9 protein-coding genes are annotated in these 14,292 nt (G+C 40.0%); all 9 read left to right on the top strand.

What is annotated here, in order from left to right:
- The first annotated feature begins 18 nt into the window (after positions 1-18).
- The 9 genes from BMY50_RS16670 (at position 19) to BMY50_RS16630 (ending at position 14,289) form a co-directional block, all read left to right on the top strand.
- Positions 19-2,652, top strand: a complete 2,634-nt coding sequence (locus tag BMY50_RS16670; protein WP_093326551.1) for a GH116 family glycosyl hydrolase — start codon at positions 19-21, stop codon at positions 2,650-2,652.
- Between the two features lie 50 nt (positions 2,653-2,702).
- On the top strand, positions 2,703-3,776 hold the full coding sequence (locus tag BMY50_RS16665; RefSeq protein WP_093326550.1) for a GTP-binding protein: 1,074 nt from the start codon (positions 2,703-2,705) through the stop codon (positions 3,774-3,776).
- Between the two features lie 109 nt (positions 3,777-3,885).
- Complete coding sequence (locus BMY50_RS16660; RefSeq protein WP_093326549.1) at positions 3,886-4,590, top strand: MIP/aquaporin family protein; 705 nt, start codon at positions 3,886-3,888, stop codon at positions 4,588-4,590.
- Entirely contained in the window at positions 4,590-4,928 is a 339-nt protein-coding gene (locus BMY50_RS16655; protein ID WP_093326548.1) for a peptidylprolyl isomerase, read from the top strand. The genes BMY50_RS16660 and BMY50_RS16655 overlap by 1 nt, the downstream gene beginning before the upstream one ends.
- Before the next feature lie 69 nt (positions 4,929-4,997).
- Positions 4,998-6,698, top strand: coding sequence for a DUF4091 domain-containing protein (locus tag BMY50_RS16650; protein ID WP_202907868.1), 1,701 nt, complete (start codon positions 4,998-5,000; stop codon positions 6,696-6,698).
- A gap of 4 nt (positions 6,699-6,702) precedes the next feature.
- The gene (locus BMY50_RS16645) at positions 6,703-7,833 is read left to right on the top strand and encodes a hypothetical protein (protein WP_139202277.1); all 1,131 of its coding nucleotides are present in this window, start codon (positions 6,703-6,705) and stop codon (positions 7,831-7,833) included.
- A 242-nt stretch (positions 7,834-8,075) separates the two neighbouring features.
- Positions 8,076-9,101, top strand: coding sequence for a LacI family DNA-binding transcriptional regulator (locus BMY50_RS16640; RefSeq protein ID WP_093326546.1), 1,026 nt, complete (start codon positions 8,076-8,078; stop codon positions 9,099-9,101).
- Between the two features lie 89 nt (positions 9,102-9,190).
- Positions 9,191-10,573 (top strand): alpha-L-fucosidase, encoded by a 1,383-nt coding sequence (locus tag BMY50_RS16635; RefSeq protein WP_093326545.1) that lies wholly within the window; start codon positions 9,191-9,193, stop codon positions 10,571-10,573.
- 515 nt (positions 10,574-11,088) lie between these two features.
- A complete protein-coding gene (locus BMY50_RS16630) occupies positions 11,089-14,289 on the top strand; it encodes a SusC/RagA family TonB-linked outer membrane protein (protein ID WP_202907867.1) in 3,201 nt (1,066 codons plus the stop codon).
- Positions 14,290-14,292 lie beyond the last annotated feature (3 nt).

The raw sequence follows: 14,292 nt of genomic DNA, 5'->3' as shown, positions 1-14,292 counted from the left end.
AAACCTAAAGTATGCACTATGCAACAGAAAAAAGATAGAAGAAGTTTTATACGAAACTTAACCCTCGGAACTGTCGCCGCCACTACTGCCCCCTCAGCACTTTTTGCCTCTTCTCAGGCCCAAGATGTAGAAACGACGAAAAAGATTCAAAGTAGCGAAGAGGAGGGGGCTTCAGCAAGAGCTTTTAATAGCGTTTACCGTGGTGAACATCTAAGTAAAATTGCCTTTCCAATAGGCGGAATAGGCGCTGGGATGTTCTGTTTAGAAGGTTCTGGAGCCATATCGCATATGTCAATCAGACATAAACCCGAATTATTCCATGAACCCACTACGTTTGCGGCGATAGCGATTAAAGGTATGGCAAATGGGGCCAAAGTGCTAGAAGGCCCAGTACCTGAGTGGAAACTTTTTGGTTATAAAGACTATGGTGGCGGTGGTTCTGGTACAACGTACGGATTGCCGCGTTTTGAACAAGCTGCGTTTACTACAAAATTTCCATTCGCATCGATCGAATTGACGGATAATGATTTCCCCTTAAAGGTGACTATCGAGGGCTGGAGCCCTTTTATCCCTACCGACGAGGACAATTCCAGTCTGCCTGTAGGCGCGTTGGAGTACAAATTTGTCAATACGGGTAACGAAAGAGTAGACGCCGTTTTTTCCTTTAATAGCCGGAATTTCGTGGTGCAACCTGATGGGGTAGGTGTTATAAAAAAAATGGACAAAGGGTTTCTCTTATCGCAGGATAAAGTGGAAGGAAAACCCGTATTAAAAACAGATTTTGCCATTTTTACGAATAATGAAGATGAAGTAATAGCCGATTATTGCTGGTTTAGAGGAGCGTGGTTTGATCCTTTAACCATGGTTTGGAATACCATTAAAGATGGTAAAAGCAAGGCAGTGGATCCTGTTGATAAGGACGCACCGGGTGCTTCTCTCTTTATTCCAATTCAACTAGATGGGAAAGAGGAAAAAACAGTTCGAATTTTAATGGCGTGGTATGTGCCCGAATCCAATGAAAAAGCTGGAAAGACAGCGCCGGATGATAAGCAAGGAAAAGAAGCCTGTTGCACAACACCTTCTGCCCTTGGTTTGAGTGAATCAATGGCGATTCCCGAAAACTACAAGCCCTGGTATAGCGAGAAATTTAAAGATATTAACGAGGTGAGTGCTTACTGGAAAGAACAATACAGCCTGCTACATAAAAATTCATTATTGTTTAGAGATGCCTTTTATACTTCCTCTTTGCCTCCAGAAGTCATGGAAGCTGTTGCCGCCAATTTAAGCATTCTTAAAACACCTACCGTAAGACGACAGCACGACGGACGATTATGGGCCTATGAAGGTATTTTTCCACATAATGGTTGTTGTGATGGCTCTTGTACGCATGTATGGAACTACGCGCAGGCATTGCCACATCTTTTCCCTGCATTAGAGAGAAGTTTGCGTTTAACCGAATTCTGTGAAAACCAAAATATTGAGGGACATCAAGGTTTCAGAGCAAATCTACCTATTAGTCCCTTAAAGCATGATTTTCATGCGGCCGCTGATGGTCAGCTTGGCGGGATTATGAAGGTTTTTCGGGATTGGCGGATTTCCGGCGATGATGAGTGGATGATAAAGTTATACCCCATGGTACAGAAAAGCCTTGATTATTGTATTCTTACCTGGGACCCAAAAGAAAAGGGTATTGTGGAAGAGCCGCACCATAATACGTACGATATCGAGTTTTGGGGTCCAAACGGTATGTGTACCAGTTTTTATTTGGGGGCTTTAAAAGCGCTCATCGAAATGGGAACCTACCAAAAGAAAGATATGAAACGCTATGTTTCACTGTATAAGAAAGGGAAGAAATATTTGGAGAGCGACTTATATGATGGGGAATATTTTATTCAGAAAATCCAATGGACCGGCCTGAAAGCACCAGATCCCACTAAAGCGCAATCTTTTCATACGCAATATACACCCGAGGCAGTAGAAATACTTAAAAAAGAAGGGCCTAAATATCAATATGGTACAGGCTGTTTGTCTGATGGTGTGCTAGGATCTTGGATGGCTACGATGTGTGGATTAGAAAACCCACTCGATCAGGAAAAAGTAAATAGCCATCTAAAAGCTGTACATCAATATAATTTGAAAGATGATTTGAGCGATCATATTAATCCCCAACGTCCTACTTACGCAATGGGGCATGAAGGCGGTTTGCTTTTATGTACCTGGCCCAAAGGCGGTATGCTTTCTTTACCATTTGTTTACAGTAATGAAGTCTGGACAGGAATAGAATATCAGGTTGCTTCGCACTTAATGCAGATTGGTGAAGTAGAGAAGGGCTTGGAAGTTATTCGTGCCTGTAGAAAAAGATATGACGGGCGTGTAAGAAATCCTTTTAACGAATACGAGTGTGGTAGTTGGTATGCACGGGCAATGGCGAGCTATGCTTGTTTACAGGGACTTACAGGCTTACGCTATGACGCCGTAGATAAGATATTATATATCGATTCAAAAGTTGGTGATTTTTCAGCTTTCTTGTCTACGAATACAGGTTTTGGTCAAGTACACCTGAAATCAGGAATACCGAGCTTAGATGTTGTTTATGGTAATATTCCTGTGAATGATGCATTGGTTTCGGGTAAAAAGCAAAAGCTAAGCTAGCGAGGAAGTGCCAATGGTAAAGCTATAAATATCCATTAAATAAAAAGAGTATGCACGTAAATATTTTGGGAGGTTTTTTAGGAAGCGGAAAAACAACTGCCATCAATCAGGCTTGCAAGTTATTGCAGTCGGAAGGCAAACGCGTTGGTGTTATCACCAATGATCAGGGAACGCAGTTGGTTGATACCGCATTTATAAATCACAATGGAATCGCTACTAAAGAAGTAACGGGGAGTTGTTTCTGCTGTAACTTCGAAGCCTTTGAAAGGAATATTGCCCAATTGGCAGAGGGCTTTCAGGTTGACGTGATTTTTGCAGAATCCGTTGGCTCCTGTACTGATTTAGTTTCCACTATTTTAAACCCATTGAGCATATATCATCAGGAGTTAAAGGTAACGCTCTCCGTCTTTGCTGATGCGGCAATGCTGCCTGTACTAATCGGCCAATCAAAATTATTCAAAGACAGTGTGAATTATATTTACCGGAAACAGTTGGAGGAGGCAGATATTATAGTCGTAAATAAAATAGATTTATTATCAAGTGATAGGCTCCTCGAGCTACAATATTTAATAAAAAATAAATTCCCTCATAAGGAGATCATTTATCAGAACTCATTGGACGAAAAATCGATTTTGCAATGGTTAGACCAAATAGGGAAATTTAATTACACGGCCGAGCGAACATCATTAACGATTGATTATGATCTCTATGGTGAAGGAGAGGCGGCTTTGACATGGCTAGATTATTTACTGATCATTGAGTCAGATGATAACACGCATAAAGCTTGTGAACTCCTCATGGAGCAGATCTACAAGCAAGTAAATAGCTACGCGCTTCCTATAGGTCATCTTAAATTTTTAATAACGGGGAAAGATCTGGTGCGAAAAATCAGTTTTACTGCACGGTCTTCTCAAGAAAATGAACAGAAGATTGATAATTGGCAGGAAAACAGCGTCGAAATGTTAATAAACGCTCGAATTCAATGTGATCCGATCATTTTGAAAACCATTGTAAACGATGCTTTATCAACTATTGAAATGGAAACTAACGTGCGCATTGAAATAAAGGCAGCTGACGTTTTTTTGCCAGGTTATCCGAAACCTACACATCGTATAATTACTTGACCATGAACCGTCTATGTTTATCCGCCAGCTGGCGGATTCATCACACAAGGAAATGTAAATTTTACACATGGTAAGTTCCATCTGACCGATGGATTAGAATTATTTACAGATGAAAAAGTCTCTTAATATCAAGAAATATGTAGCGGAGTTTATAGGAACATTTATGTTGGTCTTTTGTGGGACGGGAGCCATTATTATTAATCAGCAAACGCATGGGCTTATTACACATGTAGGCATAGCGATTACGTTTGGTCTTGTTGTGATGGGGGTTATTTATGCATTTGGCAATTTATCCGGGGCTCATATTAACCCAGCAGTAAGTATAGCTTTTGCGGTGAACGGTTGTTTCTCCAAAAAATTAATCATCCCTTATATTTCTAGTCAATTGGCCGGAGCATTTGCGGCAAGTTTAGTCTTGAAATTTTTATTCCCTGCTGATGAGATGCTTGGTGCAACCGTTCCATCAGGTTCTTCCTTACAATCTTTTACAATGGAATTTTTGCTTACTTTTTTTCTAATGATTGTTATCATGCGCGTTGCCAAAGGAAATAAAGAACAAGGAATGTTTGCTGGATTAGCAATAGGAGCAGTAGTGGCACTCGAAGCAATGTTTGCCGGCCCTATAAGCGGGGCTTCTATGAACCCTGCGAGGTCTTTGGCACCGGCTGTCATTTCTGGTCATTATGAACATATTTGGGTATATGTGATAGCAACGATATCGGGAGCCTTGGTAGCGGTTCCTGTAGTTTCTTTTATGAAAACAGGGGTTGTAGAGAAAGAAGAAGAAATACCCCGCATAAAACGAGCGATGTAATGCGGATAGAGTCGGATAAAGTAGTAACACTACGTTATAGCATGTTTAACGGTAAAGACGAGCTAATTGAAAATATGTTAGCGGGGCCTGCTATACGTTATATGCATGGAGCTGGTAAGATTTTACCCGCATTAGAAGATCAATTGAATGGAATGCTAGCAGGAGAAGAGCGCACGATCTGGTTAAATAAGGATGATTATCCTGGTGAACTTGATGATGATTTCCGTGTGGAGATTATTATAGATGAGGTAAGACCCGCTACAGATGAGGAGTTAAAAAATGGAATAGCCGAACAGACTGTTAGGGAAGATGTTTGTGGAGACGATTGTATTTGCTGACGCTCAGTATCATAATCCAATATGCTTCTTTTAAACTGGAAATTATAAATAACCTAAATAATAAAAAGAATGTTACGACTTGAGAAAATTCAATTTGTATTAGTATTGTTTTTTGCCTTTTCTTTATTTAATCAAGTAATAGCAAAAGGACAAAATAAGGCAGAGGAAAATATGCAAGTATGGCTAACAACCTCTTTAAAGCGTATTTTTCCACAATCACCGGCGGATAATTCTCCCATCTTGGAACTTGATGTAGCGCGAAATAGTAAAATTTCCTTTCAGGTGGGTTTTCACAGCAATATGAAGGATCAAACGCAGATTGCATGTACCATTGAAGCAAAGGAGCTCAAACCTTTGGTACGTTACGTAGGTGTCGTGCCGCTGCGCCATTTTAATACGGATGTTAGACAAGAAGAACTGGATGGCATAGGATATCTGCCAGGCTTGCTGCCTGACCCGCTGTATCCATTAACAAAGGTAGATGCTAATCCTTTTGCCAGTAGATCGTTTTGGATAACCTTAAACATTCCATCCAATATGGAGCCTGGCGAACATAACTACGGGGTTAAATTAAGTTGGAAAGAGGGTAAAGAAGATAAAACAAAAGACTTGACACTTAAGCTACAGGTAAGTCCTTTGGTTATTAAACCCCGACAAAATTTCCATGTAACACATTGGTGGCGTGGTGAGGCGACTTCTCTTTATTACAAAACTGATCTTTATAGTGAGCGCTGGTGGCAGTTGACAAGGGCACAAATGAAAAACCTAATAGAACATGGTAATGACGTGGCATTTATCCAGAATTTATTTGAATTGAGAGAAGTCTTTAAAAATCCTTGTCAGATGCTAATTGTTAATGAAACGAGCCCTGGTAAGTACACTTTTGATTGGTCTATTATAAAGCGGTTTGTAGGTATGTGTAAGGAGTTGGGATTTAAAAAGTTTGAATGGGGCCATTTGTGGTTATATTGGGGGGTAGAAGATGCGATGCATGTGTATACAAAACGAGATGGGGAGTATAAACTTTTATGGGATAAAGACTTAAAAGCAACCTCACCCACTTACATCAACTTTTTGGAGCAATATTTACCGGAGCTTCACCGCTTTCTACAAAACGAAAAGATATTAAAGGATTCCTATTTCCATCTTTCTGACGAGCCCTGGTCGGAACATGTGGCCAATTACAAAAGGGCAAGAGATATATTGCGCAGGATAGCACCTTGGATGAAGGTGATGGATGCGTTAAGCGATGTGCGATATGGAAGAGAACATTTAACAGATATTCCAGTACCCATCATCAGCTCTGCTCAGGATTATATAAAAGAAGGAATTCCACATTGGGTTTATTATTGCACGGGTCCGCGCGACAAATGGCTGAATAGACTATATGACACGCCTTTAGCGAAGATAAGAATGTCTGGCTGGTTATTTTATCGTTTTAAGGCACTTGGATTTCTACATTGGGGATATAATTATTGGTATAAGTTAGATAAGGAAGAGGCATTGGATCCCTTTCAAGAAGGGGCAGGCTACGCCTATCCAGGAATTGCGGCGGGCGACCCTTTTATTGTTTATCCGGGCCCCGATGGACCATATGACTCGGTTCGATGGGAAGTTTTTGCTGAATCGTTACAGGATTATGCGATTTTACAAAGTGCGGGAATTGATCCGAATGATTTACTGCTAGACCCCTTAAAATCTTACGCAGATTTTCCAAAAACGGAAGATTGGATAAAAGAGGCACTAATTAAAGTGTTACGCAAAAATTAATAGCATGTATAACAGGCAATTTGTTAAGAAGATATTATCGATTATGGTAATAACGATTGTTTGGTTAGTGATATCGTGGCCACCTGTGTTTGCGCAAGAACAAAGTAGCGAACATGCCTGGATCCGACCAGAAAGCGACAAGGATGCTGCTCTTTGGGGTATACGCAACGGAATTGTATTTAGCCTTTGGCCTTACGGAATTGAAACAAATAAAGGTTTATTTGGTGGCGGTCCTAGGGGCTTAATCCGATTGGGGATCGAACGAGGGGGTAATATGTACCTTTTAAATTTCTTAGCGATTGAACCAATAGTAAATGGAAAGATCGAATTTAGTGAAATATCGCCTTCGCAAATTGATGAGAAATGGGGGAAACTGATGTGGGCCAGTAGTGAAGAAAAAGAGAACTCGTTTTATCCAACTGCAAATACGAGCGGCATCATTTCACATCCCGATCCCAACCATCCGAAGGTTGAAGAACTTTCTTTATATGTGTTCATGGAGAAGTTTATTTCTGGTGCACATCCTTATCTGAAACTTTCCATTCGAAGCGATCGTCCACAAGAGATTTGCATACAAGTTTTCAATAGAGCGGATAGTGAGCAGATGGATTATTGCAACATAACGGCCACGATGGGAAATTATGCCCGTTTACGTCAACTACATTTTAACGATGAGGTTATTGACGCCAGAACACTTTATAAGGGTTATGAAGGAATTGATTTCATTGAAAAGGACACATATCCTGCAGCAAGACTTCTGCGCAGCAAACGTGGAGATCGTTTTGCATTTGCCACTACTAATGAAAATTTAGAAGAGTTGGGGAAATGGCCTACAGATTCACTGGCAAATGTGAAAAGGAACTGGTATTATAGGATTCCGGTTAAATTAACACAATATTGGCGCAAAGAACAAGTTGCGGAAAATGCGCAGTGGCGTGTCAGGGTAAATGGGCGTGCAAAATATTGGAGTGGAGGAAGCAGGGATGCTAATAATTATCTGGCAATTCCCGGAGGACCAGCATTTGAAAATTTCGAATTGCAAGAAAAATATTTACCGGGACAAAAGTCTTTTTTTGGTATTACAGAAATGTCTCCAAAAGAAATTATGGATGTATTTAATAGCCAAACTTTTTAAGTGTTGTTTTCGCCTAATTAAAATTTTAACTTAATCGTTTAAACATTATATTGCGAACAAATAAATGATGATTATAGGATTTATCTAGAACGTCATGTAGAGCGTTCAGTTTTTTGCAAACATATTGTAGAGTTAATGACATACAAGATACCCGTCATATCGAGTGGAGCGAAGCGGAATCGAGATATCTTAAGATCTGTCCAAACATAATTCCGTAGAAAAAAAACGAATAAAATAGACAAATGAATAAAAAGGTTTCACTAAAGGATATAGCAAAAGCTGTAGGTGTATCAACAGCTTTGGTTTCTTATGTGCTAAATAATAAAGAAAAGGAAGCCCGGGTGGGAAAGCAGATAGCAGAAGTTATCCGGAAAAAGGCAGCAGAACTGAACTATCAGCCAAACCAGATCGCAAAAAGTTTAAAAAGTGGGAAGTCATTTACTATCGGTTTAATAGTGGCTGATATATCCAATCCCTTTTTTGCCAATATTGCACGAACAATTGAAGACGAGGCAAAAAAGAACAATTATACGGTGATTTTTGGTAGCTCGGACGAGAATGCGGAAAAATCACAGGATTTAATGGATGTATTGATTAAGCGACAAGTTGACGGATTTATCATTGCTCCAACCGAGCACACCGAAGCGCAGATAAATTACTTAAATGCATCGAATATCCCCTTTGTGTTAATTGATAGGTATTTTCCAGAGATCAAAACAAATTATGTTATTACCGATAATTTCAAAGCAGCTTATCAGGCTACTAGCCATTTAATTAATAATGGATATAAGCGGATTGCGATGATTGCCTACAAAAGCAATTTGATCCACATGCAAGAACGCATTAAAGGTTACACAATGGCAATTAAGGATCATAAAGTGAAATCAGTTAAGCCCCTACTATTTGAGGTTGCATATGATCACGCTGAGCTAGAGATACAAAAACAGATAGAATCATTAATAAACGGGGGACAGACAATTGATGCACTGTTTTTCGCTACCAATACGCTTTCCATATACGGTCTGAAATTTCTAAACAACAAACGTTTAAAGATACCTGATGACGTTGCCATTGTTTGTTTTGATGAAGGTGACGCTTTTGATTTTTTTTATTGCCCGCTCACTTATGTGAAACAACCATTGATTGAAGTAGCGCGGCAAGCCGTGAAAATTTTAGTAAATCAGATAAGTCATCCGAAACAGGACGAAACACAAGTTTTGCTAGACTCTGACCTTATTATAAGAGAATCTAGTCGAAAAACTAAATAGTTACTTGTCAAAATAGCTCAATACTATGCTAAAATAACTACATGTAATATAGGTTGGGATGCGTAATTATGTACAAACTAAATTATGTTATGAGAACCTGTATATTATATCTGTTATTGATGACGTGTTTATCCTTAGGGAATGCACAAGCACAAAGTAACGCTCCGGAGTGGGCGAAGGAAACCAAAGAACAAAAAGATAAGCGGATGGCCTGGTGGAGACACGATCGCTTTGGTATGTTTATTCATTGGGGGCTATATGCAGTACCCGCACGGCATGAATGGGTGCAGCAGCAAGAACAAATTAGTACCGAAGATTATAAAGCGCGCTATTTTAATTTGTTCGATCCAGATCTATACAATCCGAAAGAGTGGGCAGCTTATGCTAAAAGGGCCGGAATGAAATATGTGGTGATTACGGCACGGCATCATGAGGGATTTAGCTTATGGGATACCAAAGTAAGTGATTATAAAGCGCCGAATACGCCGGCAGCGAGAGACTTATTGAAACCATTTGTGGAAGCTTGTCGCGCTGAAGGATTAAAGATAGGTTTTTATTACTCCTTAATAGACTGGCACCACCCAGATTTTACTGTTGATGGTACGCATGCTATGCGTAATAATAAAGAAGCAAGGGAATCTAATAGTAAACGTGATATGAATAAATATCGTCAGTTTATGAAAGATCAGATTACGGAGCTCTTAACGAACTATGGAAAGATAGATTTATTGTTTTATGATTTTTCATACCCCGGTAAAGATGGAAAGGGACATGAAGATTGGGACAGCGAAGGGATCCTTATGTTAACCAAAAAGTTGCAGCCAGAGATCATTGTTAACGATCGGTTAGACTTAAACGAGGGTGATTGGGGATGGGATTACCGAACACCAGAACAATTCATGCCAAATAAATGGCCAGAGGAAAACGGAAAACGGGTTGCTTGGGAAACTTGTCAAACTTTCTCAGGATCGTGGGGATACCATAGAGATGAAAACACCTGGAAAAGTACCAATCAGCTAATCGCCATGTTAATAGAAGTGGTAAGTAAAGGTGGAAACCTACTCCTAAATGTCGGACCGACTGCTCGAGGTTATTTTGATGATAGGGCGACTGAAAGACTGGAGGGTTTAGGAGATTGGATGAAGTACAATAGTAGATCTATTTATGGTTGTACAGCTGCTCCTGAAGAATTTAAAAAGCCAGACAATTGCTTTTTAACCTATAATCCTGATACGAAACGTTTATATGTTCATCTTTTACAATGGCCATTTAAAACGCTGTACCTTCCGGGGCTTAAGGGAAAGGTGAAATACGCGCAGTTCTTACATGATGGTTCTGAAGTCAAGTACACGTCGAGAACGGAACCTGGCTCACATATGACCATTACCGCTGGAGAATCGGATCTGATTATGGATTTGCCGGTAGTAAAACCCAACGTTGAAATTCCGGTTATAGAATTGATATTAGAATAAATAGGCTGTCTCAAATTTGCTTCTTTACGTCACCTCGACTTAAATGGAGAGGTCTATATGTCTGCACAGCAATGAAATAGATTTGTAATAATGAGCCCGATATCCCGTCGGGCTCGTTATTACCGAATACCCCTTCTTTTTTATCTCCTATGTCCGTCTTCCCTGTTTATAGCAAAAAATGAAGTCTTTTGTTGGAATAATTCTATGAGACAAATTGACGAACTATTGACACAAAAACAGCCTAAAATCTCGTTGCTAAATCGTTTTCTTTGAATTGCTAAGAAAAAACTAATAAATAACTGAATATGATGATCTGCCTTGCTAAATCGTTTTTCTAAAAATGCGTTAGAACAAGCTGACTGATTAATAAAAAACCAATTAACTTATAAATTCTTATGACGAGAAAGATACGTTATCATGCACGTAGTTTATTCTACAGATGGTGTTCTTTAAGAAAGCCTCCCCTCATTTTTCGATTTTTTAAATTTAGTATTTCTGATTTTGTACAAACCAGAATGAGTGAGTGCATTTTTTTACAAAAGGGGCTTTCCTTAATGCCAAGTTTAAGCAGTCGACTATGTAAATTTTCCTGCCTGCTTATATTTTTAATAGGGACGAATACAGGTGCATTCGGATATGCGACTTCTATTGAGCTAGCTCCCGCGGACGAACGTCGGCTGCAACAGCGAGAAATAAAAGGTGTAATCTTGGACGAAGCAGATCAGCCCATCATAGGGGCGAGCATTAAAGAAAAAGGTACCAATAATGGAGCGACCACTGATAGTAATGGTGCGTTTATCTTGACTGTTAGTACGAACGCTATATTAGAAGTTACTTATATAGGTTATGTAGCACAGACGATTACCTTGGGAGAAAGTAATGAAGTAAGGGTTACCATGAAACCGGATAATCAATCTTTGGAAGAAGTGGTCGTTACAGGGTTTGGACTCTCTCAAAAGAAAGCCACTTTGACAGGGGCCATTGCAACAATCGGATCTAAGGATATTGCTCGGTCTTCTGCTCCCACCGTTTCTGGTGCCTTGGTAGGTAAGGTGGCAGGTTTAAATACACGGCAAACAGATGGCCGTCCGGGTTCTACAACGCAGATTCAAGTCCGAAATATGGGAAATCCCTTGTATGTAATCGACGGGATACAGTCCGACGGGGGACAGTTCAATAACTTGGATTTTAACGATATTGAGTCTATCTCGGTATTAAAAGATGCTTCTGCTTCTATTTATGGGGTCCGTGCGGCTAATGGGGTTATCGTGGTCACTACTAAGAAAGGAAGTACAAATTCAAAGAATACGGTATCCATCAACAGTTATTATGGTATGCAGGACAATTTTAAGTTTGTCGACCCAGCCGATGCCAAAACGTATGTACATAACTATGTGCAGGGAGAAACATTGAGAGGCGAACAGCGTAGCTATTCTCCGGAAGAATATGAAAAATGGATGGCTGGTACAGAGAAAGGATATCAGGGCTTCGATTGGTTAGATTATATCTGGAAGTCTGCACCACAATATTATTTAAATGCCAATTTTACTGGGGGCTCGGAGAAATCCAATTACTATATCTCGGTAGGTCGGCTACAACAGGATGCAACAATAAAAAATTATGGCGGCTTTGACCGGACGAATGCTCAGATGAACGTGGAATCGCGTATCAATGACCGTCTCAAGGTTGGTTTTAGAATGAACGGACGAATAGAGCAACGTGAAAACCCAGGTGTGCCAGGTGGTGACGACTATTGGTTACCTCGCTTCGCAGTGCTCAGGAATCTACCTACAAGAAGGCCATATGCTAACGATAACCCTCTTTACCCGCAACGTCCTGGCGATGATGTACAAACGAATTTCGGCGTTTTAAATTACGAAAACTCTGGCCGTATGACCGACACTTGGCGAAATATTCAATTGCAAGCAAATGCAGAATATGAAATTATGCCTGGATTGAAGGCTAAAATGTTAGGGGGTTATTATTATGCGACTAGAAAGTTTGATAATCAGGAATTTACATATAATCTCTATCGGTACGACCCGGCAACTGATACTTATCCTGTCGATTATACCATGTCGGATCCTTACCGGGAACGTATTTATGCGCAGGTAGAAGAAATCACCTCCAATATCCAATTAGCCTATGATAAAACGTTCGGAGGTCATGCCGTTAATGCCATTGTTGGTATGGAAACGATTAAGCGTAGTGATCCGGAGGGTAGGATCGTTAGTAGACCTACATCCAATAACCTGAACCTAATAAATTTTGATGAATTTAGATCATTTGATGATCGTGGTAATAATACGCAGGCACGTATCGGTTGGATGGGGCGCTTCAATTATAACTATGAAAGTAAATATCTATTGGAGTTATCTGGTCGATATGATGGCTCTTGGAAATACCCACCCAATGATCGTTGGGGATTCTTTCCTTCTGCTTCAGTTGGTTGGCGAATTTCGGAAGAAAAATTCTGGAAAGGACATGGGGTGAATAATCTAATTGATAATTTAAAAATCAGAGGATCTTATGGTTTAGTAGGGGATGATAACGTGGATGGTTATGACGCTTTTGATTATTTACCAGGGTATGATTATAGAGAAGGAGCCTCCGTAATTGATGGTGAATATGTCATCGGATCTAAACCTAGGGGCCTGCCTGTTACTACTTTATCTTGGACAAAATCAACCATATTAGACGTGGGATTGGATATCTCCATGTTTAAAAGTCGCTTAACTGGAGAGCTTTCTTTCTTCCATCGCAGAAGGAATGGTTTGCCTGCGGCACGTTATGATGTGTTATTGCCCTCTGAACTCGGTTTTCTATTACCTAATGAAAACTTGAATTCTGACGTAAATAAAGGCTTTGATGCCGCGATTCGTTGGTCTGATAATATCAATGAACTTAATTATAGTATTGGTGGAAATGTCACCTACGCGCGTTTCTATGATTGGAAGCAGTATGATAACCGACGTAGCAATTCTTGGGATGAGTACAGAAATAGTATTTATCAGCGTTTCGGCCACTTGAATTGGGGGCTGGAGGCAGATGGCCAATTCCAGAGCTGGGAAGAAATAGCAAATTATCCCATTGATAATGACCGAAAAGGAAATACCACTTTGATGCCTGGTGACATAAAATATAAGGACTTAAATGGCGACGGTGTGATTAATAGTATGGACGAAAGACCAATTGGATTTCGTGAGGATGCGACACCTATCTTAAATTTTGGTTTAAACTTCGCCTTTAATTATAAGGGCTTTGATCTGGCTTTCGACTTTTCTGGCTCAGCCCTTTCTTCTTGGTACCAACGATACGAACAAGCCGTACCCTTTCAGAATAATGGCAATAATCCTAAAAACGTATTCGAGGATGCATGGCATTTGGCAGATATATGGGATCCTAATAGCGAAATCATACCTGGCAAATATCCAATGGTGCGGTTGAACCAAGGTGATCACAGTAATTATTGGAATAGTACTTTCTGGAAACATAATGTTAGTTATGTCAAGTTGCGTAACTTGGAGTTTGGGTATAACCTGCCTAAAGATTGGTTAAATAGAGCAAAAATATCCAGCGTTAGGGTGTATGTTTCCGGACAAAATTTATTTGCTATTAGTAATGTACAAGGGGTCGACCCAGAGCAACAAGATCAGAATGGCTTGGGATTTCCTACCATGCGTATGTATAATTTAGGTTTGAACCTTCAATTCTAGAAC

Origin of the sequence: Olivibacter domesticus, from assembly GCF_900109575.1 — a bacterium.
Lineage (GTDB): Bacteria > Bacteroidota > Bacteroidia > Sphingobacteriales > Sphingobacteriaceae > Olivibacter > Olivibacter domesticus.
The sequence above is the reverse complement of the archived record's forward strand: the minus strand, read 5'-3'. Positions and strand labels throughout refer to the sequence as shown.